At 51.3% G+C, this 26511-nt stretch carries 19 protein-coding genes; 12 read left to right on the forward strand and 7 right to left on the reverse strand.

Translation table 11 applies throughout. The features are described 5' to 3' along the window. Nucleotides 1-61: 61 nt before the first annotated feature. The 4 genes from DZC79_RS06530 (at nucleotide 62) to mdh (ending at nucleotide 4394) form a co-directional block, all read left to right on the forward strand. Nucleotides 62-1228 carry a sigma-54-dependent transcriptional regulator gene (locus tag DZC79_RS06530; RefSeq protein WP_118950751.1) on the forward strand — a complete coding sequence of 389 codons (1167 nt, stop codon included), beginning with the start codon at nucleotides 62-64 and terminating at the stop codon, nucleotides 1226-1228. A gap of 23 nt (nucleotides 1229-1251) precedes the next feature. Next, entirely contained in the window at nucleotides 1252-2598 is a 1347-nt protein-coding gene (locus DZC79_RS06535; RefSeq protein WP_118950752.1) for an MFS transporter, read from the forward strand. A 43-nt stretch (nucleotides 2599-2641) separates the two neighbouring features. Continuing rightward, entirely contained in the window at nucleotides 2642-3337 is a 696-nt protein-coding gene (locus DZC79_RS06540; RefSeq protein WP_232831774.1) for a YdcF family protein, read from the forward strand. A gap of 118 nt (nucleotides 3338-3455) precedes the next feature. Beyond that, nucleotides 3456-4394, forward strand: coding sequence for a malate dehydrogenase (gene mdh / locus DZC79_RS06545; RefSeq protein ID WP_118950753.1), 939 nt, complete (start codon nucleotides 3456-3458; stop codon nucleotides 4392-4394). Between the two features lie 89 nt (nucleotides 4395-4483). Here mdh and DZC79_RS06550 read toward each other — a convergent pair whose 3' ends face one another. After that, the gene (locus tag DZC79_RS06550; protein WP_118950754.1) at nucleotides 4484-6514 is read right to left on the reverse strand and encodes a gliding motility-associated C-terminal domain-containing protein; all 2031 of its coding nucleotides are present in this window, start codon (nucleotides 6512-6514) and stop codon (nucleotides 4484-4486) included. 50 nt (nucleotides 6515-6564) lie between these two features. After that, nucleotides 6565-8244: a S41 family peptidase gene (locus DZC79_RS06555; protein ID WP_157976968.1), complete on the reverse strand. Its 1680-nt coding sequence runs from the start codon at nucleotides 8242-8244 to the stop codon at nucleotides 6565-6567. Between the two features lie 246 nt (nucleotides 8245-8490). Here DZC79_RS06555 and DZC79_RS06560 point away from each other — a divergent pair, with 246 nt between their 5' ends. Beyond that, nucleotides 8491-9021, forward strand: coding sequence for an AAA family ATPase (locus DZC79_RS06560; protein WP_232831775.1), 531 nt, complete (start codon nucleotides 8491-8493; stop codon nucleotides 9019-9021). 3 nt (nucleotides 9022-9024) lie between these two features. Here the strand turns inward: DZC79_RS06560 and DZC79_RS06565 are convergent, their stop codons facing one another. The 3 genes from DZC79_RS06565 to DZC79_RS06575 all read right to left on the reverse strand — a co-directional run bounded on the left by DZC79_RS06565 (nucleotide 9025) and on the right by DZC79_RS06575 (nucleotide 14151). After that, entirely contained in the window at nucleotides 9025-9459 is a 435-nt protein-coding gene (locus DZC79_RS06565) for a GNAT family N-acetyltransferase (RefSeq protein ID WP_157976969.1), read from the reverse strand. A gap of 79 nt (nucleotides 9460-9538) precedes the next feature. Then, nucleotides 9539-11629, reverse strand: a complete 2091-nt coding sequence (locus tag DZC79_RS06570) for a T9SS type A sorting domain-containing protein (RefSeq protein ID WP_118950758.1) — start codon at nucleotides 11627-11629, stop codon at nucleotides 9539-9541. Between the two features lie 161 nt (nucleotides 11630-11790). Further along, the gene (locus tag DZC79_RS06575) at nucleotides 11791-14151 is read right to left on the reverse strand and encodes a GAF domain-containing protein (protein WP_118950759.1); all 2361 of its coding nucleotides are present in this window, start codon (nucleotides 14149-14151) and stop codon (nucleotides 11791-11793) included. Nucleotides 14152-14404: 253 nt separating this feature from the next. On the opposite strand from DZC79_RS06575, the gene DZC79_RS06580 reads away from it, so the two are divergent. Beyond that, nucleotides 14405-14842: a hypothetical protein gene (locus DZC79_RS06580; RefSeq protein WP_157976970.1), complete on the forward strand. Its 438-nt coding sequence runs from the start codon at nucleotides 14405-14407 to the stop codon at nucleotides 14840-14842. Nucleotides 14843-15562: 720 nt separating this feature from the next. On the opposite strand, the gene DZC79_RS06585 is transcribed toward DZC79_RS06580, so the two are convergent. Further along, a complete protein-coding gene (locus tag DZC79_RS06585) occupies nucleotides 15563-17455 on the reverse strand; it encodes a polysaccharide biosynthesis protein (RefSeq protein WP_232831776.1) in 1893 nt (630 codons plus the stop codon). A 310-nt stretch (nucleotides 17456-17765) separates the two neighbouring features. Here DZC79_RS06585 and DZC79_RS06590 point away from each other — a divergent pair, with 310 nt between their 5' ends. The 3 genes from DZC79_RS06590 to ileS all read left to right on the forward strand — a co-directional run bounded on the left by DZC79_RS06590 (nucleotide 17766) and on the right by ileS (nucleotide 23624). Further along, the gene (locus DZC79_RS06590; protein WP_232831777.1) at nucleotides 17766-18248 is read left to right on the forward strand and encodes a low molecular weight protein-tyrosine-phosphatase; all 483 of its coding nucleotides are present in this window, start codon (nucleotides 17766-17768) and stop codon (nucleotides 18246-18248) included. 9 nt (nucleotides 18249-18257) lie between these two features. Continuing rightward, entirely contained in the window at nucleotides 18258-19655 is a 1398-nt protein-coding gene (gene hisS / locus DZC79_RS06595) for a histidine--tRNA ligase (protein WP_118950763.1), read from the forward strand. A gap of 531 nt (nucleotides 19656-20186) precedes the next feature. Continuing rightward, entirely contained in the window at nucleotides 20187-23624 is a 3438-nt protein-coding gene (gene ileS / locus DZC79_RS06600) for an isoleucine--tRNA ligase (RefSeq protein WP_317124959.1), read from the forward strand. Here the strand turns inward: ileS and DZC79_RS21130 are convergent. Continuing rightward, the gene (locus DZC79_RS21130; protein WP_157976971.1) at nucleotides 23611-24156 is read right to left on the reverse strand and encodes a hypothetical protein; all 546 of its coding nucleotides are present in this window, start codon (nucleotides 24154-24156) and stop codon (nucleotides 23611-23613) included. The two genes, ileS and DZC79_RS21130, sit on opposite strands and share 14 nt — an antisense overlap. Before the next feature lie 52 nt (nucleotides 24157-24208). Between DZC79_RS21130 and DZC79_RS06610 the strand changes: the two genes are divergently transcribed. From DZC79_RS06610 to DZC79_RS06620, 3 genes are all read left to right on the forward strand, one after another. Beyond that, nucleotides 24209-24775, forward strand: a complete 567-nt coding sequence (locus DZC79_RS06610; protein WP_232831778.1) for a TraR/DksA family transcriptional regulator — start codon at nucleotides 24209-24211, stop codon at nucleotides 24773-24775. Nucleotides 24776-24946: 171 nt separating this feature from the next. Beyond that, nucleotides 24947-25351, forward strand: a complete 405-nt coding sequence (locus tag DZC79_RS06615) for a hypothetical protein (protein ID WP_118950765.1) — start codon at nucleotides 24947-24949, stop codon at nucleotides 25349-25351. Nucleotides 25352-25390: 39 nt separating this feature from the next. After that, the gene (locus DZC79_RS06620) at nucleotides 25391-26392 is read left to right on the forward strand and encodes a BtrH N-terminal domain-containing protein (protein WP_118950766.1); all 1002 of its coding nucleotides are present in this window, start codon (nucleotides 25391-25393) and stop codon (nucleotides 26390-26392) included. Nucleotides 26393-26511 lie beyond the last annotated feature (119 nt).

Here is a 26511-nt window from a genome sequence, read left to right on the forward strand (position 1 = left end):
CAGAATACCATAAATAATTTTCATACTATTATCTTTGCGGCTAAAGTTATCAGTAATTACAATGGCAGGACATATCCTTATTATAGATGATGAACGCAGCATCCGCAGCACACTTTCAGAAATACTGGGATTCGAAGGATATACCGTCTCTGAAGCGGTAGACGGACAGGATGCGATCAAGAAGATCGGTGACGGGACTTACGATTGTATCCTTTGCGATATCAAAATGCCTAAGGCCGATGGTATAGAGGTGCTGGAAAAGGCGAAGATCATGGCGCCCGATACACCCTTCATCGTGATCTCGGGACACGGCAATATCGATACAGCGGTGGAGGCGGTTAAAAAAGGAGCCTTTGACTATATTTCCAAGCCACCCGATCTGAACCGGCTGCTGATCACCATCCGCAATGCCATGGAGAAAAAGACTCTGGTAACGGAAACCCGCACCCTGAAGAAAAAAATATCCAAAGGATACGAGATCATCGGCGAAGCGCCGGCGCTGAAAGGAATACTGGACATGATCGATAAAGTAGCGCCTACCGATGCCCGCGTGCTCATTACCGGTGGCAACGGTTCCGGGAAGGAGCTGGTAGCCCGGCGCATCCATGATCTCAGCCACCGCAACCGGTCGCCGCTGGTAGAGCTCAATTGCGCAGCCATCCCCTCCGAGCTGATCGAAAGCGAACTGTTCGGACATGAGAAAGGATCCTTTACTTCCGCCATCAAGCAACGCATCGGTAAGTTTGAGCAGGCCGACGGCGGTACGCTTTTCCTCGACGAGATCGGTGATATGAGCCTTTCGGCGCAGGCAAAAGTATTGCGCGCCCTCCAGGAAGGAAAGATCACCAGGGTAGGCGGCGACAAGGAGATCAGCGTGAATGTAAGGGTGCTGGCCGCTACCAATAAAGACCTGAAAAAGGAGATTGAAGCCGGGCGTTTCCGCGAAGATCTCTACCACAGGCTTAGTGTGATCCTGATCCATGTGCCTTCCCTGAATGATCGCATTGAAGATATACAGACACTGTCGGAGCACTTCCTGAAACAGATCTGCAGCGAGTATGGTATGATCGATAAAACGATCGACACCTCGGCGATCAAAAAGCTGCAGGCGCATCACTGGACAGGCAACATACGCGAGCTGCGCAATGTGATCGAAAGGCTGATCATACTTTCAGACAAAGCCATTACAGAAAAGGAAGTGGATATGTATATCTTCCCGAATAACTGATCCAACCATCTCCCATAACCGCCATGACCAACCTTTCTACCGAGCAGCAGCCTTCTGCAAAGAAGCTGCACCGCGCCTGGAGCATGTACGACTGGGCCAACTCGGCCTATAACCTCGTCATTACCTCTACGATATTCCCGGCCTATTATATTGCCATCACCACTTCGGGCGGCAAAGAGCAGGATTATGTTTCCTTTTTCGGCTGGCGGGTTATTAACAGCTCCCTGCTGAACTACGCCCTGGCCCTCGCTTACCTGATTATTGCTTTCCTGTCGCCGGTGCTGTCTTCCATCGCCGACTATAAAGGCAATAAGAAGAAATTCATGCAGCTGTTTTGCTACCTGGGCGCAGCGGCCTGCTGTGGTCTCTTCTTCTTTGAGAAGGGAAATATAGAGCTGGGTATTATCCTGTCAATACTGGCAGCCGTAGGTTATTGCGGCAGCCTTGTCTTTTACAATGCCTACCTGCCCGAGATCGCGGCGCCTGAAGACCAGGACCGTGTGAGCGCCCAGGGATTCTCCTACGGGTACATCGGCAGCGTGCTGCTGCAGATCATCTGCCTGGCCTTCGTCTTTACACTATCCGATGGCGGCTTGTCGGCGCGTATTTCTTTCTTACTGGTGGGACTATGGTGGATCGGCTTTTCACAGATCACTTTCCGCACCTTACCGGTACGCCAGGGCGGTGTAGAAAAACGGCCTGATCATAGTTTGCTGTCCAACGGGTTTCACGAGCTGCGCAAGGTATGGGAACAGATCAAAACCATGCCTTTGCTGAAAACCTTCCTGGCAGCCTTTTTCTTTTACAGTATGGGCGTGCAGACTGTAATGCTGGCTGCAGCAGAGTTTGGAAAGAAGGAGATCTATAAGATAGAAAACGGGGTAAAGGTGCCCATGGCTACGAGCGACCTGATCGTGACCATCCTGCTGATACAGCTGGTGGCGATTGGCGGCGCTATGCTGATGGCCCGTCTGAGCAAGGCCATTGGTAATATAAAAGTGCTGATGCTTACGGTACTCCTGTGGATCGCGATCTGCGTCATTGCCTACTATACCCGCACGGCGATGCAGTTCTACCTGCTGGCTGTGTTGGTGGGATTGGTGATGGGCGGTATACAATCGATCAGCCGTTCCACCTATTCCAAGCTGATGCCGGAAACAAAAGATACTGCTTCCTTTTTCAGCTTTTATGATGTAACTGAAAAGATCGCCATTGTCATTGGTATGTTCTCCTTCGGCTTCATCGAGCATATGACGGGAAATATGCGCAATTCTATCTTCGCACTGACCATATTCTTCCTGCTGGGCTTTATCTTTTTGCTGCGCGCCGGTATCAAGGGAAAACAATCGGCTGCCTTTAAACGTATATAATATATAATAAGGGCGTACCCACAACTTCAAATAAAGATCCTGTATGAGGACCAAAGGGCTGATCGTGAAGGCTTGCGTGGTGGTTATGATCGTTTTCCTCCTGTGGACCCAGTGGGGCTGCTTTACGCTGGAAAGCCCGCGCAGGGCATATCGCAAGGCGGTAGCACAACAGAAAGTTTATGATGCGCTGATCGTGCCGGGCGTGCCTTTCGACAGTATTACCTGGAGCAATACCATGCGGGCCCGGGTGCTCTGGAGTTGGCTCCTGTACCGCAACGGCAGCGTAAAAAATATCATCTACTCCGGTGCGGCCGTTTATTCGCCTTACTACGAAGCGAAGATCATGGGACTCTATGCGCAGCAGCTGGGCATACCGGCAGATCATATCTATTACGATACCCTGGCCGAGCACAGCACCGAAAATGTTTATTTTTCCTACGAGCTCGCACGCAAGCTGGGATTCAAGTCCATAGCGCTGGCTACCGAGTATGAGCAGGCCATCCTGCTGAAAGGGTTTGCCCACCGGCGGTTTGGTACCTATATAAAGATATTCCCTATTTATGAGGCGATGCTGGATGCCGAACCTATGCCTGAACCGGTGATCGATCCGGCCCCGGCCTACAAGCCCGGCTTTATCTCCATTACAAAGCGGGAGAGCTTCAGACAGCGGCTGGGTGGTACGGCCGGCAGCAAAGTGCCGCTTCCGAAAAACCGCCCGCGCCGGTTCCCGCCGCTTTAGGGCGTATATGGGTTATGAATAAAGGCATTATAGCAGTGTTAACTGTTCATTTTTGCTCATTACATAGTAACTTCGCGCTACATTCCAGATTTATTCACTTAAAATACCCGATTAAACAATGAAAGTAACTGTAGTAGGTGCCGGTGCCGTGGGCGCTACCTGTGCCGACAATATCGCACGCAGGGAGCTGGCTGAAGAGCTGGTATTGCTGGATATTAAAGAAGGATTTGCTGAAGGCAAGGCCCAGGATATGATGCAGACCGCTGCACTGCTGGGTTTTGATACCAAGATCTCCGGCTCCACTGCCGATTACAGCAAAACTGCCGATTCTGATGTTGTCGTGATTACTTCCGGCCTGCCCCGCAAACCCGGCATGACCCGCGAAGAGCTGATCGGAACCAATGCCCGTATCGTTGAAGATGTAACCAAAAATATACTGCAGCATTCTCCCAACGCCATCATTGTCGTGATCTCCAATCCTATGGATACCATGACCTACCTGGCGCTGAAGAGCAGCGGCCTGCCCAAGAACCGCATTATCGGTATGGGTGGTGCGCTGGATAGTGCACGCTTCAAGTATCAGCTGAGCCAGCGCCTCGGCGCCAGCCCTTCCGATCTGAATGCCGTCGTGATTGGCGGCCACGGCGATACCACCATGATCCCACTGATCAAATTTGCCACCTGGAACAGTGTTCCTGTAACCAACTTCCTGAGCGAAGAGGAGCAAAAGCAAGTGGTTGCCGATACGATGGTAGGCGGCGCTACGCTGACCAAGCTGCTGGGTACTTCTGCCTGGTATGCTCCCGGCGCTGCCGGAGCCGCGGTGGTTGAGGCAATCGTACGCGATCAGAAAAAGCTGATCCCTTCCTGCGTATTCCTGGAAGGCGAATATGGCCAGTCCGATATCTGCCTGGGTGTTCCTGTAGTGATCGGCCGCAACGGTTGGGAAAAGATCGTAGACTACAAGCTGAGTGAAGAAGAGCAGGCATTATTCAATAAGTCTGCTGAAGCCGTACGCAGCATGAACGATGTGCTGAATGCTCCTGCCGGCGCTTAATGCGCGGTTTGAATAAGAGCTGATTCCATAAGAAAAGAGGGGTTCCGCCGGAGCCCCTCTTTCTGTACCTGTTTATAGCGTATTGCTGTTTACCGGATAAGCGTAAGATCGCCTTTCATCCTGATCTCTTCCTGCGAACGGTCTTCAGGCCAGGCCTGGAGCATATAAAAATAAGTGCCGCTTTCTGCCGGCCTGCCGTTATAGGTGCCATCCCAGCTGTTGCTTACGGATAGCGTCGTAAATACCAGCTCTCCCCAGCGGTTAAATATCTGTAGCTTGTACTTGTCGGCAGGGCAGGTCTGCTTAATGTTGAACTGGTCGTTCCGGCCGTCGCCGTTGGGCGAAAAAGCATTGGGAACAAAGAAGCAGTAATTGCACTTAATGTAGTTGATCTGTACCGACGCTTCTTTGGCGCCACATTTATTAATGGCCTGTACGCTATACCTGCCCGGTTGGCTTACCTTGATGCAGCAGCTTGTATCGCCTGTATTCCAGAGATACCGGACATCGCTTTGCTGCGTTGTTTCCAGTGTGATGGGCATACCCAAACACAGAGTAGTGTCTCCCCTGAGCGTGACTTCGGGCAGCGGTACGGCGCCTACATGGACGATCAAATTGGTACCGCAGCCTTCTGCATTGCGGATGTAGACCTTATAGGTCCCTGCAGGAATATTACCCAGCGTATCGCCATCGGTGCTGTTGACGCTGCGCAAGGTATTCCCATTGCTATCCACCCATCTGTAATTGTAATCGAGCACTACATTACTTTGAGGAATAGCCCAGGCCAGTCCATTCTTGCCATCGCTGCAGGCCGAATCGGCGCCGCCGGCGAACTTATTGATATGGGGTATGATCGTAATGGTATAGGCTACTGTTTTAGTCGTCACCAGCGGGCAGCCATCGTCGGTATAGGTGACATAGAAGATATAATTGCCCGGCGCAGCGTCGATCACGTTCCATACAAAGTGGGCGACAGGCGTTTGTGTGCCATTGTCGGATACGCTGAGGGTAGCGCCGGCCGGCAGGTTGCTGTAGGTAATGGTAGTATTGTCGCCGTTGGGGTCGGTTGCTTTAATATCAAATGCAATATCGGCTGTCTGTCCTTCGCATACGCTCAGCAGCAGGTTATTGGCTGAGTCAAAGGCAACGTCGGCATTGGTAATACCGGATACCGGGGTCAGCGGCGCATCGTTATTGCAGTTATTCAGGATAATGAAGGTCATTTCCCGCATGGTGCTGCCGACCTTTATCCCGTTCCGGTATTCTTCCACCAGGTTGGTGACCAGGCAATTTTTGACTTCGTTGGGCGTGAAGTTCATTTGCCCGTTGGTCCCGTTAAAATTGAAGGCGCCCGGAGCGGTAGGCAAAGGCCTTATAGCGGTAAAGGGTGCGATGTAATCGATATCGGTAAATGCCGATGTCTTTGCCGGTATCAGGCTGAACTGCAGCTGATCATTATCAGCATCGGCCGCACCCAGACTATAGGTAGAGGCTTTGTCAAGGCAAAAGAAAGGTGTAGGCAACGAGGTGAAGATCGTGGAATTATTGGGGCCGGGAACATTGTTCAGCATGGCTTCCAGGTACATGATCGATGCGCCGCTGGTGGTAGGATCCACGATCACCGCATTCTGGATAATAAAGCTTCTGCCGGCCGACGTCTGGAAAGTGCCATCGGTAATAGAACCATCAAATACAAAGCGCCAGTTGTCGAAGGGACTGTCCAGGGTAAAATTACCATTGTACACAAATTTCTTGATCCCCGGCAGCGGGTTGTTGATATTGCTGCAGGCTGTATTGCCGGCCTCATCGGGACAAACCGGTGTGATCTCGATATTGCTCTCTGCCGCATTATAGCTCAGCCTGAGCTGGTCGGTCTGTGTCGTTCCTTTAAACAGCTTCACCAGGGGATTGGCGCCGGGCAAGGCGCTGAAGGCAACATTATTGCCCGTGTTGGAAGAGCAGTCGCCGATAAGCACCAGGGTTACCTTATAGGTCTGGATCTGGCCGCTGACAGAAGCCAGGCTGTAGCGGAGCTCCCCGCCCAACAAGTGATTAGCCGAGACCTTAAGAGACAAGGCCAATAGTAACAGGGAAACAAAAAAACGAAAAATCACTTTCATCGAACGGGTTCTCTTCTGTGTTTCAAATGGTATGGGTCATAGGCAGCGGGCTATACTTTAAGCACCGATTGGTATTCCTTGCTGTTGGAAAGTAGCTGCAGCGCCTTTTTCAGGTCTTTGTCATCTCTTTTCAGCTTGTTGATCACGCGTCCGCGCTGATAATAGTAACGGCTTACGATCTCATTGGCCAGTACCTGCATTACTTCCTGCCGGTTTTTGACCAGGTCCTGCTTTTTGTCGTGTGACAGCTTCACGGCCAGTGCGCTGTATTCATTCTTTACATTGTCAAAGTACTTTTCCTTTTCGGCAGTTTCCTTAAGGCTGGTCAGCAATTGTTCGCTTTCTGTCTTATAGGAATAGTCCTTGTCGCTCAACCATTTTTCAAAATCATTGAAATCGCTTTCGCTCAATGCAAAATCGGCAGCAGGCGCAATTGTGGGATGACTATGGTAATATTTGGTGGCATAGTCGAAAATGTAATTTTTGGTGAGCAGCGTAATGGTCAAGGGGCTCAGGTTCTCATCTTCCATCTTTACATCCGGCTCTATGCCGCCACCATCATAAACCGTACGGCCCATCCTGGTCTTGAACATCTTTTTCAGCGAGTCGGGTACAGAGGAAACGCTGCCGTCATCGTTGCGGTGTGAGTAATCCAGGGCCTGGATACAGCGGCCGGAAGGCGTGTAGTATTTGGCTGTAGTCACTTTAAGGCGTGTGTTGTAGCCAAGAGAGCGTACGTTTTGCACCAATCCTTTACCGAAAGAGCGCGTGCCGATAATGACGCCCCGGTCAAGATCCTGCGTGGTGCCGGCAACAATCTCCGATGCCGACGCGGAGCCATGATTCATCAATATTGCCAGCGGTATATTCAGGTCCCAGGGCATATTGCTGGTCTTAAATTGCTTGTTCCATTCATTATTCTTGCCTTTGGTGCTAACAACCAGCTGGTCCTTGTCGATAAAAAGATTGCATACATTAATCGCTTCATCGAGGAGGCCGCCAGGGTTGCCCCTGAGGTCCAATACCACACCTTTCAAAGCCGGCTGGGCCTTCTTCAGGCTATCCAGCGCATTGCGCACATCGCGGCCGCAATTGGGTGTAAACTGCGACAGGCATACATAAGCGACATCATTGTTAGCGCCCAGCAGGCTGGAATAAGGCACACTCGATATTTTGATCTCTTCCCTGATAATAGATTTGCTTTCCTCTTTCTGCGTAAACGGGTCACGGACAACAATGCTGAGCTTGCTGCCCGGAGCGCCGCGCATCAGCAGGCCAATATCATCCGAGTCTTTGCCTTTTACTTTCTGCCCGTCGATCGACACGATGATGTCGCCGGCCTTGATACCCGCCTTGGCTACCGGCCCGTTCTCGTACAGCTCAGCGATCACGATATTGTCGCCGATCACACGGGTAGCTACCCCGATACCGCTGTACTTGCCGGTCGTCTGCAGCTCATAATCTTCAGCTTCGGCCTCCGTGATCAAGTTGGTATAAGGATCGAGATCGTTCAGCATGGCATCCACACCCGTTTTTACCATCTTTCCCGGCTCGATAGGATCGACATAGTACTGGTTTAGTTCCTTGAACACATTGGAATAGATTTCCAGGTTCTTGGATATCTCAAAATATTTGTCCGTCTGGTCATTTCCCTGCGCGGCGGCATTCAGCTGGAGCAAGCCTAAAGCTGCGCCAATGGCGGCGCTCCATTTCCCTGAATGTCTTGTCATGTATTTCATACTAGTTTAGCTTGATAGACTAGCAAATTAGCGATTTTTGGGCAATTCCCTTTTGTACGCCGCCTGGATAGGGCGCTCTTAACAAAAGACAAACCTGGCATGGAAACATACTATACAAAGACAGCGCTTTCCTTCTTCAGGAAAGGGTATTTTATGAAAAGCCGCATTTTAAAGGCAATTTCCGGCTGGAAATAGCGAATAGATTACCGAATTTTGCGCCAATTAATGCTTGACCTTTTGCAGCAGACAAACACCAGGAAAGTTGTGATCATCGGCCCGGAGTCGACCGGTAAAAGCACGCTCACGCAACAGCTTGCAGCACATTTCCATACCTCTTTTGCCGACGAATATGCCCGTGTCTACCTTGAAACCCTTGGCAGGCCTTATGTACAGGCCGATCTGCCGCTCATTGCCGCAGGCCAGCTGCAGCTGGAAGAGCAGGCAGTGGCCAGGGCAAAACATGGACTTACATTCCTGGATACGGATCTGTATGTAATTAAAGTATGGAGTGAGAACAAATACGGTGTATGCGATCCTGCCGTGCTGGAGCAGATCGCCCGCCGCCGGTACGACCTTTACCTGCTTACCGATATTGATATGCTCTGGGTTGACGATCCGCTGCGGGAGCATGGTGCGCCGGAAATGCGGCAATATTTCTTCAACATCTACCTGGACCTGGTACAGCGTTCCGGTACACCTTTTACCATTATCAGCGGCAACCCGGAGCAGCGGCTGCAGCAGGCGATTGCTGTAGTGAATGTGCTTTAGGAATTATACCAGCAGCTTTTCCATTTTCCGGTGGGGAAGACCTATCTCCGTAAACGGTTCGCCCGTTATTTCATAGCCCAGGCCCTGGTAAAAGGGTACAGCGGTTTCCCTGGCATGCAGCACAATACGGTGCTTGCCCACCTGTACCGCGTACAGATCGGCGGCATGAATGAGCTGGGAGCCTATACCCTTTCCCTGCTGCGCCGGATCCACGGCCATCTGCCTCAGCTTGAAGGTTTCCGCATCGCGCTGCTGCAGCAGCACACAGCCCTTTACCACCTGGCCCTCTTCATATATAAAGATGATCTGATCGACCTCTGTAGCAAGATCGTCGTTGTGAATGTCCATGCCCAGGGGCTCGCGCAGCACTTTCTGCCTTAAGCCGATCACCTGAGCATACAAAGGATGTTCCGTGGTAATGATATAAACAGGATGCATAAAAATTTTGTATTCCTGCTGCAAAATAAAATAACCACCGCAATATGCAGTGGTTATTTTAGTACAAAGGATGCAGCGCTTAGTATTTAACGATCTTAAATACGCCGCCGGTAATTGATGATCTGAGGTAATAGATACCCGCCGGTATGCCCGATAGGTCCGTTTCGACAATTGCTCCGGCCCTACCATCGGGGAGGGTCAGCTCACGCAGCAGGCTGCCGTTCATCTGGTACAGCTGGAGGCTGGCCGCCTGATGGCAATCTTTGTTGAGCCTTATCGTCAGGCTATGGTGTGTCGGATTGGGATAAACCGTAAGCAGATTGCTGATCTCTTCAGCCTGTGCTGCCGCGATGCCGTTAGCTGCTGCGGGTTTCAGGCCTGTGCCGTTGTTACGTAGCTTCACTACTACCGGAATATGATCCGAAGCGTCGTGCAACGCCGACACCAGCACCGAGTCATACATGCCATAAGGCGGGATATTAAGCGCCTGGTTGAAGTGCAGGCCATCATTGCCAAATGCCTTGTAGGAATTGCTCACCACATCGAAGCCGCCGGGCTGCACAATGGCACTGGAGAACAGCAGCATGTCGAAGCGGTCGTCCATACCACCGGTAGCGCCGCCGCCGAAAGCCGTGGTACGCGGTGATTGCGTATGGTAAGGCGCGTAAACCGCGTTGTTCCAGGTGCCGGTCATGTTCAGCACATCGTTGAACTTGCCCGTGGCATTGCTGCCGTCCTGCACCAGGTTCTGGTACGCAGCTTCATTGGCTGTATAGATATTAAAATCGCCGCATACCAGGAAGTATTTGCCGGGAGACATAGCGTTGGTTACGGCACGCAGGGTCTGGGTTTCCGCATCGCGCTGTGCGATGTCCGCAGCGGTATTACTGGCTTTCAGGTGAGCCGAATAGATGATGAGGGTATCGCCCGAAGCCAGGTGCTTCAGCATAAATTGGTTAATGTCGCGCAGCGAAGTATGGATAGGCGTATTGCTGATGAACTGGAAACGGGAGGTCCTGTAGAAGATGCCGTTGTCGCTGTCGGGGCCATCGGCAAAAGCACCGGCACTATAGGCGGTTCCGGAGAAGTTGAGCACATTGTTGAGGAAGCTGGTGATGCCTGAGCTGTTGGATAATTCCTGTACGACAAGGATATCCGGCTGGGCGGCCTGTACGATCGTCCGGTAAGCCGGCTCTCTCAGCGCTGCAGTGCTTCCGGGATAATTCAGCAGGTTGTAGGTCATTACCGTAAACTCAGGGCTGCTGCCGGTTGTGGTAATGGTATCGGTTATCCAATTGGAGATATTGCCATTGCCGCAGTCGCTGCGCAGGTGGAAATAATAGGTTGTGCCGGGCATAAGGCCATTGGCGGTATAGCTGGTGCTGCTGGTTGCGGCGCCGCTGGCGGGATTGCCGGGATCGGTATTGATCGCGTAATCGTAGCTGCCGGCAGAGTCTACAGTAGCCCAGCTGAATGCAGCCGATGTATCAGTAATGCTGCCTGAGCTTACAACCGGCCGGGCGCAGGTGTTTGCCGTGCTGGTGATCGATATATCGTCGACAGAAATATTGTCCCTGTTGCCGCTCAGGCTGCTGGATTCCCAATAGATCCAGCGCAGCTGAACCACGGGCTGATTCTCGGCGGTTACCGGCAGGGTTTCGCTAAGTAAAGGAGACACATCCCCGTTCACTTTGCCATTGCTGGTATAAGTGGTGGTCGTGCCGAGATTGGTGAAGTTGCCGGTAGTGCCGATACGGTACTGGAGGGCAATGCTGTTGCTGCGGGAAGCCTGGTTGTTAATGGTCTTACAGAGCCAGGAAACATTGACGTGGTTGAGCCCTGTGGTGTTGATCGCTACCACCAGCGCACCGGCCGATACGGTACCCGTCGACAGGATGCCGATACCATCATTACCCAGGTAGTACCAGCCGCCGGTGACGCCGGTAGGAGAATTGCCCGCTGTAGCCAGGTCGCCTACTGCAGGCAATGTGGTACGGGATGAAGGTATCGTATTAAAGCGGTGTACTGCCACGCCGGCCGGCAAAGTAGCGCTGCTTTGGCTGCTAAGGCTGAAGGGAAGGTTTACGGCCGCAGGATTGGTCTGGGCGGCAAGCGGCGTCATGCCGCTCAGGGTCAGGGCTGCGAGGAGCCCTTTGTAGCGTTGGTGCATATAGCTGGTTTTGGTGAACGTTTACTGGTCACAAAAACGAGCGGCCTTATTATGCGTTAATGAAGGCAGGATTATGATACCATTAAATCTCTGTAGGGGAAAAGATGAGGGCTGTCTCACTGGGACAGCCCTCGTAAGAATATACAGGAAACAGATGCTGCTTATCCTGCAGCAGGCTCGTGGCAAACAACACCTATGCGCAGCGCCTTAAGGCCGCTAAGCCCCTGCAGGTCTTCGAGCTCAAGCTCTTCCAGCTGCGGCGCCAGCATGCCGGTGTCCTGGAGGTACCCGATGTAGGGCCGATAGTCGGCCACATCCTTTTCATGAAAATAGATCAGCGCAATGGTCCCCGGTTGTGTAAGCCGCTCCCTGGTATGTCTTATGTGTACTTTGTCGATGCGCTTTTTGATCATCTGGTAGCGTATGTTGTAGGCGCCTTCTACATCAAACTTACGTTCATCGGCGCGGAAGCTGATGTCGATCGGCTGGTTGTGCACAAAGATCAGCTGGGTGGTTTGCAGCGGTTTCTTCATTTCCTGCAGCAGGCTGTGGCTCAGCCGCGCCACCTCAGCCATAGAAGAGAGCTGCCACAGGCGCAGGTTTTTCAGGTGAAAATGATCGAAAGGTTTTTCCGGCGCAATGCTCTGGCCGATGTAGATATCGTATTCGATGCCGTCGGTCCTGAACTTTTCAAAATAGCAGGGATAAGATTGCTGCAGCTGTTCTTTACCGGCCTCAAAATAATTGTTGACCGTGTGCGTGATCAGCTGCATCGAACGTTCCAGCTCCTGCTGGTGCTGGTGTACTGCACCTTCTTCAGGGTCCATAGCCTGGAGATAGTCACCTATGATAGCGCCGGTCTCCGGCCTTTGCCGGAAAAGGTGCATAAGGTAATCGCGGGTCTGCTCGTTGAGAAAATAGCTCAGGCTGTTTTCTTCGTTGCTGCTGAACGTGCCGCTCTGCAAGGTTTCCTGCCATTTCTGGCAATGGTAGCTGATCTCCTGCATCAGCGACGACTGGTCGAAAGGCTTTAGCGCAGCCAGAGTATCCTGCAGCAGCAGCAGGTGATGATCCAGGTCGGCCCTAATAGCGGCATTCCTTTCCAACGTGGAGTTGCGGATATCGATCGCACCGTACAGGGGATAGACCTCCTTGAAATGGATATTCTCCATTGTCGCAGGCAGGTGCTTTTTTTTCTGATGCAGGTAATGCCAGGCGGCTTCGTTAAATTTCCATTGTACTGCCGGTTGTATCGAAGTGAACTTCTCTTTAATGATCTGGTCCAGCTCCGAATTGAATTCATCGATATAGATCTGGAGCAGCTGGGCCAGGGGAGGCAGCACAGGATCCAGCATCGCCAGCATTTTCTCATCGAATTGCTCGTCCATCCAGGTATGCATGCCCAGTACGCCTACCAGCGTTTTGTTGTAGAACAAAGGTATCAGCACCAGCGAGCGTACACCTGCGCGACGGAAGGCGTCCAGGAAGCCGATCTGCATTTCGCTTTCCCCATGGATATCGGGCGAGAAAAAAGAGATCGGGTTGGCAGCATAGCCTTCCGCCTGCTTGCGGAAAGCATCAGGGGACAAGGTGTGCTCGCCCCATACGGAAAACAGGATACCGTTGCCGGCTTTCTCGTAGCCATATACGGCCTGGTTGTTCACCCTTACAAAGGGAAAGAGATCAAACTCCATACGGTTGTTCTGCACCAGGGTCTTCAGCGAGCGGATCACATCCTGGTAATGATCGGTCGTGTTGCCGTCGCTACGCTGGAAGCGGATCCGCTGTATGTTTTCCACTGCCATTTGTGCGGTAACATCGCTGATCGTCACCACGGCAAACCCCCGCAGCCGGAAAAGGGAAAGGGGGAGCACCTGTTCCAGCTGCTCATGTCCGCCCGCTTCGGTAAAATAGGTATAGAGCTCGCGGAAGCTGAGGACGGGCAAAGGCCCCAGCGCGCTCACTTCTATAAAGTCGACATTGACATGCACCTGGTTGTAGCGGAGCAGGCCGGTATCGGGGTGGGTCCATGCCTGGTATTGCTCGATCTTAACCGGGATCTGGAAATTATACAACCGCTGCAGGATAAGCGCATAGATCACATGCATGCGCTCCTTATGGTATTGCTCGGGCGCTTTGGGCAAGGCATAAACAGTGGCGTCGGACGGCCTGTGATTCAGCACGGAATATAGCAGGTCGGTGCCGTAAAATATCTCCGGCCGCAGCGGAGCGCTCAGGCCCCAGGCGAGGTTCTGCTCCGAAAATAGTGCTGGCGAAAGGCTGGCATAAATATACTCGCAGAAATCGCTGTAGCGATGCGCTTCTGCAACGGGAATATCACCCTGAGGTATTTCTTTTGCATAAAAATAATCCAGGATGGTTTGGTAAAAAGAGGTCTTCAGCGTACGCTCTTCCCTGATGCGTTGTTCCAGGAAGCGGATAAAAGGCATGAAGGAAATGGCCGTGTCCATCTTCAGCTCTTTCGATCTGCCATCCGAAAGGTCCATCGACAGATTTTTCATACTTGTGGTTAATCGTTACTTGGTTTGGCTCAAATATAGGCAGATAATCATATATTGTCTAGCGTGTTTCGGTTAAAGGAATGCATAAAGCGGTTTATTCCCGGTATTTTCCGTGAAGGCGCTGATGGGCCGCATTGCCGGTTTATTGCATACAGGTAATACCCTGAAACTTTTACTGATTTTCTCCTTTTTCTTTCTCCCGGGCGCAGCCTACTTTTGGGTCTATTGTTAACCAAAAACCAAACACCTAACAATGAAGTACTTATTCTCCCTTTTGTTGCTGAGTTGCCTCAGCTTCGGCGCCATGGCTCAGGCCGGATCTCTCCAGGTAAGGAACAATTCCGGTTGCTGGGCACACTATTTTGTCATGGGCGGCCCTGGTTGCAGCCTTTCCGTATTTGGTACAGTGGTGTCCATAGCTCCCGGCGCCACCGTTACTTATACCAGCCCTTCTATGGTTCCCGGTTTCCCTGGTGGCGTTCCCTTTATCCTGGGCGCTGGGTTGAACAACAGTCCAGCCAGCTGCAGCGGTTTTGCTATAGGCCGCGTAGGTGAAGCCTGCACCGGTATGCTGTCTGGCTGGGGACCTTATGCCTCTACCACACCCAACTGCGCTCCCTGCGGTAACATCACGGCTACCTGGGTGCCAGCTCCCGGTGTCGGCGGTATGGCACGGTTGATCTTTAACTAAGTATTGTTTTATTGGTTCTATACTACGGCCACCGGTGTCTACCGGTGGCTTACTTTTTTGAATAAGCCCAGTAAGCCGTTATGTCCCGTCAGCCTGCTGTGCAGGTGTGGAGCATGCTCAGCCATAAGCATTGACGGTGCGGGAATTCCCTCCTTCCTGCGGTGATGCCGGATCAAGCAGAAAATCCGGGGGATTACAGGAGGTGTACGGAACGAGGTTATGAGGCCTTCAATCATTACGAAAGGACAAGATACCACGGGCCCGACAGGCGGGACCGCTTATACTCCCATCCTGATCCTATAAGACAAGAAAGGTTTGCAGATGATCCTGTAGCTATCCGCGCTATAGGGCTTCGTAGGAGCCGAATGTTTGTAGCGCCAATATAAACAAACATAAATTGCTCCGTAGGAGCAAAACCAGGTAGCTAAGATGAATATGCATCCAGCCGCGGTTCAGGCCATTGCCCGTCCCGACCGGTCCGGCTGTGCGGTTGCGGTACAAGCTCATCCATAAGCCTGAAGCGTTTCATTCTCTGGGTTCAGAACCATGCCCCCGATTTTCCTCAGGACACACCAATATTGTATCCCCTAACTTTTCCGCTTGATCCGTGATGCCGTGGCTGCCGGAGAAGAGATTGATAACTTCCTGCGCGGGAGCCGGAAAAAGAACAGCGGCTGCCTCAGGCAGCCGCTGTAATATTATTCTTCAGGCAGGATCGTATCAGGACTTATTGCCATTGGCATCCAGTTTCTGGTAAATGGAATTGTTGCTGATGAATTCAGGAACGATCTCTTTCATTTTGCTTACCGTCTCCATCAGGAAATGCTTCTGTGCGAGATCGATCAGGTCGTCCACCTGTGTATACACCGAAGCAAAATCATATTCCCTTACAGTAGCGATCATGATCTTTTCGTGATAGGTGGGCATAGTGTTTTCCGCATTGTTGAGCAGCTCTTCATACAGCTTTTCACCAGGGCGCAGGCCGCTGTAGCTGATGTGGATGTCACGGTCAGGCTCTTTGCCGGCCAGTCGTATCATCTTCCTGGCCAGGTCCACGATCTTCACAGGGCTGCCCATGTCGAATACGAAAATTTCGCCGCCTTTACCCATGGCGCCTGCTTCCAGCACCAGCTGGCAGGCTTCGGGTATGGTCATGAAGTAGCGGGTGATCTCGGGATGGGTTACTGTAATCGGGCCGCCTTCTTCCAGCTGCTTTTTAAATCGCGGGATTACAGAACCGTTGGAACCCAGCACATTGCCGAAACGCGTGGTAATAAATTTGGTATTGCGCATGGGCAGGTTGCCGTTGCCCGGGTTGAGCGACGACTTACCCGAGCGGGAAATGTATTTATAATAGGATTGGATAAAGATCTCCGAGATACGTTTGGAAGCGCCCATCACATTGGTAGGATTCACAGCCTTGTCTGTAGAGACCATAACGAACTTCTCCACGCTATAGCTGACAGACAGCTCAGCGAGTATTTTGGTTCCCAGCACATTGTTTACAATCGCAGCGGAAGGATGCTCTTCCATCAGCGGCACATGCTTGTATGCAGCGGCGTGGTAAACAATATCGGGTGCATAAATTTCAAAAATCTGCTCCATACGCACACGGTCACAGATGTCGCCGATAAACGTTTTTACCCGCGCATCTTCGGGCAGCGACAGACGCAGCTCGTGCAGGGGCGTCTCTGCCATGTCGCAGGCGATGATAATGGCCGGATTGTATTGCAATAGCTGCCGTACAATCTCGCTGCCGATAGAACCCGCAGCGCCGGTCACCAGCACCTTTTTGTTGCGGATTTCTGTACCGACCTGCTCATTCTTGATCTTGATCACATCCCTTTCCAGCAATTGCTCGATATTCACATCTTTAAGCTGGTCTGCCTGAAGCGTATTGTTGATCCACTTTTCGCTGGAAGGCACCTGCTGTATCCTGAGGTTCAGCTCAAGGCAAATATCCACCAGATCGTTAAGACGCTGCTTGCGGATATAGGGATCGGCAATAATGAGCAGCTCAAGGCCTTCTCTTTTCAGGCGCTCAAGACTGGCTTTATTGGCCCTTACCACTGAAGTTGTTTCAATGATCTTGCCGATAAGGCGCTCGTTATCTTCCAGGAACGCCATGATCTTGATCTCGGAACGTTGGTTGTCGGAGATCATTTTTTTGGCCAGCAAGCCCTCGTAGCCGGCACTGAAAAGCGCTGCTTTAATCGTTTTCTTCCTGACCGAGAAAAGGTAATGGAATATCCGCTTGACAAAAAGCCGGTAGATAATCAGCAGGAAGTTGATGCTGAGGTAATAAATGAATAATACCGAAGTGGGGAACAGTGCTGCCGCCGGTACGCCCTCTGTCTTGGGGTAAATATTCTCGATCAAGAGAAAAATAAGACATACGATAGTGTTTACCGAGAGAATACGGCCGGTGTCTTCTACCGAAGTATAGCGCACGATACCGGCGTAGGTTTTGAAGGCAACCAGCAGGCAGGCGTTAACAGCAATGGTGATACTCAGGATTTTAAAAAGAGGATAATGGTCAATTTCTTTCAGGTTGAAATTCATCCGCAGCAGGAAGGCCATGGACATGGCAACAACACAACAGCATAAATCCAAAAGAAATATAATCCATCTGGGCGCGAGACGTATTCTTTGAGTGGCCATAAGGAATCAGTCCGGGGGTTTATAGAGGCTATTGCAAAAGTATAAATAAAATCTGATTAAATACCAAATAAATTACGATAATTTAAATTTTTGATTTATACTTCCTTAACGCCTCTGAGAATATTTTTATTGGCTTCGAGAAAAATTTGTCCTGTTGCACTAGTTTTGCAGGCAGGTAATCTGGTTTGCAGCTTTTAGACGCAAAAAAAGCGAATTGCCTTGGTACTTCAATTAAGAATTTTTGTTAAAAAATAATTTTCTCATGCGTATACTCATGGTTTGCCTTGGTAACATCTGCCGGTCGCCTATAGCCGAAGGGGTGATGCGTACCCTGGTTAACCGGAGCAACCTGGATTGGAGGGTTGATTCGGCTGGTACAGAAAGTTACCATATCGGCGAGCCGCCGCATAGCTACTCTCAAAAAATATGCCAGAAAAACGGGATAGACATTTCTCAACAAAAAGCCCGGAAATTTGTTGCGGCTGATCTGGAAAATTTTGATCTTATTTATGTTATGGCCCGCGATGTGATGGAATCGGTGAAGCATATTGCCGGATCTGCCTTCGACGCCCGCAAAGTGATCCTCTTCCTGGAAGAAAGCCACCCCGGTAGCGGCCGTTCCGTACCCGATCCCTGGTACGGGCCCGAAGCAGGTTATAGCGAAGTATTCGACATGATCCACCATACCTGCTCGGTTATCCTGGAAAAATACAGGACCAGGACTTCCGCAGACCTTTTATTATAATAAGCAAACATGAAACCTTCTATACCCCAGGGAACGCGAGATTTTTCCCCTGCCGATGTACGACGCCGGCAATACATTTTGCAAACGATACGCGGTGTGTTCGAATTGTATGGTTATCAACCCCTGGAAACGCCCTCCATGGAAAACCTGAGCACGCTGATGGGAAAATACGGAGAGGAGGGCGACCGCCTGATCTTTAAGATACTCAATAACGGCCTTAATGATCCGAAGAACGCAGCAAAGGCCAAAACAGCATTTGAACGCGTGCTGGAAGGGAAAAATGATCCCGGCCTGACCGAAAGGGCGCTGCGCTACGACCTGACCATTCCCTTTGCCCGTTATGTGGTTATGCACCAGAATGAGCTGGCCTTTCCCTTCAGGCGGTACCAGATGCAGCCGGTTTGGCGCGCCGACCGGCCGCAAAAAGGGCGTTATCGCGAATTCTGGCAATGCGACGCCGATGTAGTGGGCAGCACCTCGCTGGTTAACGAGGCAGAATTGCTGGGCATTTACCGTGAAGCCTTTCATCGCCTTCAGGTGCCGGGCATCGAGGTAAGGATCAACAGCCGTAAAGTGCTGGCTGGCCTGGCCGAATGCTGCGGCGCGGCCGAAGCGCTCACCGATATTACCGTAGCCATCGACAAGATCGATAAAATAGGGCTCGACGGTGTGCAGAAAGAGCTGGTACAACGTGGTCTGGATGAAGAAAATATCAGCTACATCACCCGCTTCCTGTCGATCCAGTCGGAATACGGAGCCACCGATCACGAAAGCCGGCTGGAAGCTATGGCCGGGTTGTTGAGCCAAAGCGAAACCGCACAAACGGGTATTGCCGAGCTGAGGCAAACGCTGGCCTATCACAAGCAACTGCAGAATGATGCCTGGACCAGCAGGATCGTTGTCGACTTTACCCTGGCCCGCGGCCTTAATTATTATACAGGCCTGATTGCTGAAGTCACCACCTCGGCGGTAAAAATGGGCAGCATTGGCGGCGGCGGCCGCTACGACGACCTTACCGGCCTGTTTGGACTCAAAGGGCTCTCCGGTGTGGGTATTTCTTTCGGCGTCGACCGTATCTACGATGTGCTGGAAGAGCTGGGCCTGTTTCCCGCGCAGCTGGCTTCCGGTACCCGCATCATTTTTGTCAACATCGAGCCGCAGGCCGAGCCGGTGCTGTTCGGCTACCTGAACCAGCTGCGGGCCGCCGGTATTCCTGCCGAGCTGTACGCCGACAGGGTCAAATTTGACAAGCAGATGAAGTATGCTGATAAACGTAATATCCCCTATGTGGGTATCGTCGGCGCTTCCGAACTGGAAGAAGGCCGGATTAACCTTAAAGATATGCAAAGCGGCGAGCAGCGCAAACTGGAGATCAACGAATTGATCGCAGTCCTGTCACAAGCCTGACAGAAATGCTGATTGAATTGTTTTAGGGTCCGGGCGTCGCCCCGGACTTTCTGGTTATTAGATGTTAGTTATTAGATGTTAGATTGGTGTCGAGTTGGAAATGTAAGCAGTTGTAAGTATTGTATTGGAAGATTGAAAATACAAATTGGAAATTGAGATCGGGAGATTGGTTGCTTAATACAAGATACCTGGAATTGGATTTTGAAAATTGAAATTTGATACTTGATACCTGGAATACTCCGGAAACATAACAGCAATATAATAAACATTTATGCACCGTTTTCTTTTCCATATAGCGCGTCCTCTTTCTGTAAATCGCTATTGTTGTTGCCTTTATATTATGAATTAAGGATCATGCCTTAATGGATTCCGGTAATTAACATTTTCTTTCGGCTTTTCTGCGGTTCAGCAGAACGAATGAGCGTTTTAGCATTTTATTTATAAGATAATTCTTCATACCTTTGCGCCTAATTTTTAGTTTAGGGAGTACTATACATGGCAGCGAAATATCTGGAATCTAAGCAATTAAATATGCCTGCAATCGAGCAGGAATGGCTTAAAAAGTGGAAAGAAGGACGTTTTTTCGAAAAGAGCATCGAGATCCGGGAAGGTAAAGCCCCCTTTGTGTTCTATGAAGGACCGCCCAGCGCCAATGGTATGCCCGGTATTCACCATGTTATTTCCCGTACCCTTAAAGATCTCGTTTGTCGTTATAAGACCATGAAGGGCTTTCAGGTGAAAAGGAAGGCAGGTTGGGATACCCATGGCCTGCCTGTTGAGCTCGGCGTGGAAAAGCTGCTGGGTATTACTAAGGAAGATATCGGTAAGAAGATCTCTGTTGAAGAGTACAACGCTGCCTGTCGCCGCGAGGTGATGAAATATAAAGACCGTTGGGACGAGCTGACGGAGAAAATGGGGTATTGGGTTGACCTCAGCGATCCCTATATCACCTTTAAGAACGACTATATCGAAAGCCTCTGGTGGGCTTTGAAAGAATTGTATAAAAAGGACCTCCTTTATAAGAGCGTGAGCATCCAGCCTTACTCACCCGCAGCCGGTACCGGTTTAAGCTCGCACGAGCTCAACCAGCCAGGCACCTATAAAGATGTGAAAGACACTACGGCGGTAGCCATGTTCAAAATGGTGGCCAACGATGTGGTAAAAGTGGAGCACAGCCATGAAGTGTTCTTCATGGCCTGGACTACAACACCCTGGACCCTGCCTTCGAATGCGGGTCTTACCGTAGGACCCGATATCGATTATGTGCTGGTAAAGACCTTCAATCCCTACAGCGGTCGTCCCTGTGCGGTAATACTGGCCAGAGCCCTGATGCACAAATATTTTCCCGAGCACCTGGACGAATGGACCGAGGGGGGGAACAATGGCCTCTTCGATGCCATCACCAACTGGCTGGAGCGCGGCAGCGACGAAAGCCTGATTGAAGGCAACCCTGAGCTGAAGACAGCCTTCGACCAGCTGCTGAAGAAAAAGCAATTGCCCTACAAAGTGATGGCGGAATATAAGGGAAGGGAACTGGAAGGCATCCGTTACGAGCAATTGCTGCCTTTTGACAGTAATAAAGCCGAACTGAGCGGCGGCGACCCCTTCAGGGTGATCACCGGCGATTTCGTGACCACGGAAGATGGTACGGGCATCGTGCACACGGCACCGGCCTTCGGCGCCGATGACTATAAGGTAGGCATGAAGAACAATATCGGCATTTTTATCCTGGTAGATAAGCAGGGCAAATTTGTCGAAGGCAGCGGTGAGCTGTCGGGCCGCTATGTCAAGAATTACAAAGACGATCCGAACTATGCTGATGTCGACGTCGATATCGCCGTAAGGCTGAAGCTGGAGGGCCGCGCCTTCAAAGTAGAAAAATATGAGCACAGCTATCCCCATTGCTGGCGTACCGATAAACCTGTGCTGTACTATCCCCTGGATGCCTGGTTTATCCGTACTACCGCCTTGAAAGACCGGATGGTAGCGCTGAACAAGACCATCAACTGGAAGCCTAGGGCTACCGGCGAAGGCCGCTTTGGCAACTGGCTGGAAAATATGGTGGACTGGAACCTGAGCCGCAGCCGCTTCTGGGGCACCCCCCTGCCGGTGTGGGCCACCGAAGACGGTTCACAGCGTAAATGCATCGGTTCTGTTGCCGAATTAAAGGAAGAGTTGCAAAAAGCGATTGCTGCAGGCATAATGCCGACCGGCAGTGACGTCGAAACGCTGACCTCCGATCTGCACAAGCCTTTTGTTGATAATATCAAATTGGTATCCGATTCCGGAGAAACCATGTACCGTGAGCCCGACCTGATCGATGTCTGGTTTGACAGCGGCGCCATGCCTTATGCGCAATGGCATTTCCCCTTTGAAAACAAAGAGGTTTTTGCACAAAACTACCCGGCCGATTTTATCGCCGAAGGTGTGGATCAGACCCGCGGCTGGTTCTATACCCTGCATGCCCTGGGTTCCCTGCTGAAAGAATCGGTACAGGAAGAGCTGAAGAAAGCCGGTTTGCCGGTAAGTGAAGAGCAATATCCCGGCGTGGCTTACAAAACGGTGGTATCCAACGGACTGGTGCTCGATAAGGATGGCAATAAAATGAGTAAGAGCAAAGGCAACGTAGTGGACCCCTTTGCAACCATCGAGCAATACAGCGCCGATGCCACCCGCTGGTACCTCATTACCAATGCTTCGCCCTGGGACAGCCTTCGTTTCGATATCGAAGGGATCCGCGAAGTTCAGCGCAAATTCTTTGGTACCTTATATAATACCTACCAGTTCTTCGCCTTATATGCCAATGTCGACGGCTTTGCCTTCGAAGAAAGCTATATACCCCTGGCGGAGCGTCCCGAGATCGATCGCTGGATCCTCTCCTCGCTCAATACCCTGGTGGATACAGTTACAAAATCGTTTGACGACTACGAGCCTACCCAGGCCGGCAGGGCTATCGAGACTTTCCTCGACGAGCACCTGAGCAACTGGTATGTACGCCTTTGCCGCCGCCGTTTCTGGAAAGGAGAATACGAGCAGGATAAGATCAGCGCCTACCAGACCCTGTTTGAGTGCCTGGAAAAGCTGTCGCAGCTGATCGCGCCCATAGCGCCTTATTTTGCCGACTGGCTGTTCAACAACCTGAACGCCGTTGCCGGAAGGGTGCCTGTGGCCTCGGTACACCATGCCGATTTCCCGGTAAGCGACGCCGCAGCGATCGACCGCGACCTGGAAGAACGCATGCAGCTGGCCCAGGATATATCATCCCTGGTGCTGTCGCTGCGCAAGAAAGTCAATATCAAAGTGCGTCAGCCTTTGCAGAAAATACTGGTACCGGTGCTCAGCGAGCACATCCGCCACCAGATCGAAAAGGTTGAGGACATCATCCTTTCCGAAGTGAATGTGAAATCGATCGAATACCTGGTCGATACCGAAGGCTTTATCAAGAAAAAGATCAAGCCCGATTTCAAGGCCCTGGGCAAGCGCCTGGGCGGGCAGATGAAAGCCGCCGCTGCCGCTATCGGTCTCCTGGACCAGCACAGCATCGCGCAACTGGAACAGGAAAAACAGCTGGAGCTCAACCTAGACGGACACAAAGTGTTGATCCAGGTCGATGACGTGGAGATCATCGCTGAAGATATCCCCGGCTGGTCGGTAGCCAATAAAGACAACCTCACCGTAGCCCTGGATATTACCGTAACCCCCGAGCTGCAGGATGAAGGCAATGCAAGAGAATTGATCAACAGGATACAAAAGATACGGAAGGATAGCGGCCTGGAGCTTACAGACAGGATAGCAGTAAGTATTGAAGAATTTGAAAGCCTCAAACCGGCCATCGTAAACTTTAATGATTATATTCGTGCGGAAATACTGGCCGATACGATAGAGCTGGTGCCTGCCCTGAACGGCAACGCCATCGCAATCGAAGTGAACGATGTAACCCTAAAAGTATTAATTACTAAAAACTCATAATCATGGCCACAAAAAAAACAACAGCTTCCAAAACAGCAAAAAAGGCTGCTCCTGTAAAAAAGGCGGCGCCCGCAAAGAAGACTGTGGCTACGAAAAAAGCGACGCCGGCTCCTGCAAAGAAAGTAGCGCCCAAACCTGCCGCCAAAAAGACCGCACCTGCTAAGAAAAGCGCTCCTGTTAAGGTAAAAGCAGCTCCGAAACCGGTGAAAAAAGCTGTGCCGGCCAAAAAGGCCGCTCCGGCGCCCAAGAAAGCGGTTGCAAAGGTAGCGCCTAAAAAAGCAGCTCCTGCAAAAGTCGTTCCTGTAAAAAAAGTAACTAAACCGGTAGCAAAACCGGCTCCGGCTAAGGCTGCTGCCAAGAAAGCTGCTCCGGTAAAGCCGGTCCTGAAAAAAAATCCGGTCCCGGTGAAGGCGGCTGCTAAACCTTCTGCCCCAAAAACTGTTGCTAAGGTTACACCAGCACCCAAGCCCGTTGCTCCTGTAAAAGCAACGCCTAAGGCCCCGGCCAAAACAGCTGCTCCCACAGCAGGCAAACCGGCCGAAACTGCCAGAAAAATAATTCAGAATAAGCCTGTGGTTCCCGCTGTGCCCTCGGCACGTTCCGAGATCATCGATGCGGTGCGCCAGCTACCCAGAAAAACGCCCTCCAAACCGGGTGTAGTGATTGCTCATCGTAAAATTGAAAAAAAAGTAACCCAGGAAGAACCAGGACTAACTATGAAAGAATACAATCCTTCTGTACGATCCTTATTGGACGAACCGGAACAAAGCTCCGGGCCTGTTTATCGCTATAGTGATGAAGAGCTGAATGAATTTAAAGAGCTGATCACCAAAAGACTGGACAATGCGCGTAAAGAGCTGGCCTATCTGCAGGGATTGATCACCCGTAAGGATGAAGCGGGTACCGACGATACCGACAACCGCTTTAACCATATGGAAGACGGCAGCGGCGCCATGGAGCGCGAGCAGCTGTCTCAGCTGGCCGGTCGCCAGATCCAGTTCATTAACCACCTGGAAAAGGCTATGATCCGTATCGAGAACAAAACTTATGGCATTTGCCGCGTTACCGGCAAGCTGATCGACAAAGCCCGCCTGCGTGCCGTACCACATGCTACGTTGAGCATCGAAGCCAAAAAGGTAATGAATAAATAAATCTTGTCCCGAACAATACCGGAAGCGCTTCATCCCTGACCGGGTGAAGCGCTTTTTGCTGGTAGCCTTAACCGGCAGCATGCTCTTTGACCGGGAATTGTTATTTTTGGGCCATGGTCTGCCCGCGCAGGCACGGGAGTATTTTTATCTGGCTATCCAAACAGCCGTCCTATGAAACTGAACGAAGTCCCCCAGGATAAGGAAGAATTTAAAGGGAAAAGCAATGTCCACAAGCTGTTGTACGCCACCGGCGACGACGGAAGCTATACCTCTGTCAATTCGGAAGGTTGGGAGGCCGAGAACCTTGCCACGACCCAGGCCTGGGAGGCGGTGCTGGAGGAGCTGAAGGAAACCGAAGCTAAAGTAAAGCGCGGTGAGCTGAGTCCCATTGCCTATTTTATGCAAAAAAACCTGATGGAGCTGTCTGTGCTGGCCCGGTATATGGGTAAGTGGAAATGGCAGATCAAAAGGCATTTCAAACCCGAAGTATTCCGTAAGCTGGACGACAAGACCCTCGCTAAATATTGCCGCATATTCGGCATCACCCTATCCGAGCTGCAGGATTTCGGCCGATAACCGCCGGCTTGCACAAGACCTTTAATTTTTTGCCGCCCATTGACCACTCCGTTTCAACATCATCAGCATGCGCACTGCGAAAGCGGTGTTACGGCCAACCTATTACAGCATAACGGGATTCAGCTTTCCGAACCAATGGCTTTTGGTATCGGCGCCGGCATTTTCTTCGGGCACCTGCCTTTTGTCAAAGTGAGCGGTATTCCTGGTACTACCTTCCGTATATGGCCGGGTTATATCTTCAAGCGTGTCACGCAGCGGCTGGGCATTAAGATCCATACCGAAAAGTTTGACAGCGAGGCCAAAGCTATGGAAGCGCTGGATACGGCGCTCTCGCAGAATATACCCGTGGGTATGATCACCGGCGTGTATTATCTCGATTACCTGCCCGAGGCTTTTCGCTTTCATTTCAATGCGCATAACCTGGTGATCTATGGCAAGGAAAACGACCGTTACCTGGTCAGCGACCCGGTGCTGGAAGCCACGGCCACTATAGGTCCCGAAGCCCTGGTGCGCGCCCGTTTCGCCAGGGGAATGCCCGAGCCTAAAGGTAAGATGTATTATATCAAAGAAGTACCCGGATCGATCGACCTGGCCAAGGGCATCAAAGACGGTATTAAACAAACCTGCTTCTTTATGTCTTCGCCGCCCGTACCCTGGTTCGGCGTAAACGCGATACACCTCCTGGCAAAGAAGATCGAACAATACCCGAAGAAGCTTACACCCCGGCAATGCACGCTGTACCTCGGTAACATAATCCGGATGCAGGAAGAGATCGGTACCGGCGGTGGCGGCTTCCGCTTTCTCTATGCGGCTTTCCTCCAGGAGGCCGCGCAACATACCGGCAACAACGAGTTAGGCACCCTTTCCGAGCGCTATACCGCCATCGGCGATCAGTGGCGCCATTTCGCCTACAGCGCTGCCCGTATCTGCAAGGCCCGCAACAGCGACCTGGTGTCTTATACGGAGCTCAGCAAGCTGCTGCACGATATCGGCGACAAAGAGAAACAGTTCTTTAAAGACCTGAAGAAGGTGAGCTGGTAAAACTTTCCGTAAGATTTGTACTTATCTCGCAGGTCACGGCGGGCAATATACAACGTCTTGGTGTCTTTGTGAGAAAAATAGGATCGCTAAAGCAGTTTCCAATTATGCAATAGCTTATA

Source organism: Taibaiella helva, assembly GCF_003545695.1.
GTDB classification, from domain to species: domain Bacteria; phylum Bacteroidota; class Bacteroidia; order Chitinophagales; family Chitinophagaceae; genus Taibaiella; species Taibaiella helva.